The 1,095-nt window shown below is 66.4% G+C and carries 1 protein-coding gene; it reads right to left on the bottom strand.

Annotated features, from left to right (window positions below):
• Positions 1-239 precede the first annotated feature (239 nt).
• On the bottom strand, positions 240-1,095 hold an 856-nt coding region (gene groEL / locus EN939_RS35370), incomplete at its 5' end, for a chaperonin GroEL (protein ID WP_127271963.1).

Consider the following 1,095-nt stretch of genomic DNA (forward strand, 5'->3'; position numbering starts at 1 on the left):
CTGATGTTCCTCGCCGCGGTTCGCCGGTTCCAGCCGGCAGCTTCAGCCATGTCGAGCAGCCCTGCCAGCAGCGGCTTCAGCACGTTCCTGCATTCTGTTTCATAGGCCAGGAATTCCTTCGCCTGGTGCGTAGGAGCCGGTACGGATCCGAGGCCAGCCATTGCATCCATCTTTACCTCCACTTTCTCTTCGGATGACGCCCGCTCCCCGCCAGGGAAGCGGGCGGATGGGCCGTGACCTCAGAAGTCCATACCGGCGCCGGCGGGCATTGCCGGGGCGGCGGCTTCCTTCTTCGGCTTCTCGGCCACCATCGCCTCCGTGGTCACCAGCAGGCCGGCGACCGATGCCGCGTCCTGGAGAGCGGTGCGCACCACCTTGGCCGGGTCGATGACGCCCTGGCCGTAGAGATCGCCGAATTCGTTGGTCTGGGCGTTCCAGCCCCAGCCGAATTCGCTTTTCTCGCGCAGCTTGCCGACGATGATCGAGCCTTCGGCGCCGGCATTCTCGGCGATCTGCCGGACCGGCGTTTCGATGGCACGGCGCACGATATCGACGCCAGTCTTCTGGTCCGCATTGTCGGTCTGCACGGCATCGAGCGCCTTGGCTGCCCGCAGCAGCGCGACACCGCCGCCAGGCAGCACGCCCTCCTCGACGGCCGCGCGGGTCGCATGCAGCGCATCGTCGACGCGGTCCTTGCGCTCCTTGACCTCGACCTCGGTCGAGCCGCCGACCCGGATCACCGCAACGCCGCCGGCGAGTTTGGCCAGCCGCTCCTGCAGCTTCTCGCGGTCGTAGTCGGAGGTGGTCTCCTCGATCTGCGCCTTGATCTGCGCGACACGGCCCTGGATCTCTTCCTTGCGGCCGACACCGTCGACGATGGTGGTGTTTTCCTTCTCGATCACCACTTTCTTGGCGCGGCCCAGCATCTGCAGCGTCACATTTTCCAGCTTGATGCCGAGATCTTCCGAGATCGCGGTGCCGCCGGTGAGAATGGCGATGTCTTCCAGCATGGCCTTGCGGCGGTCGCCGAAGCCCGGCGCCTTGACGGCCGCGACCTTGAGGCCGCCGCGCAGCTTGTTGACGACCAGCGTCGCC

Origin of the sequence: Mesorhizobium sp. M7A.F.Ca.CA.002.05.1.1, assembly GCF_003998335.1 — a bacterium.
Taxonomy (GTDB): Bacteria; Pseudomonadota; Alphaproteobacteria; order Rhizobiales; family Rhizobiaceae; genus Mesorhizobium.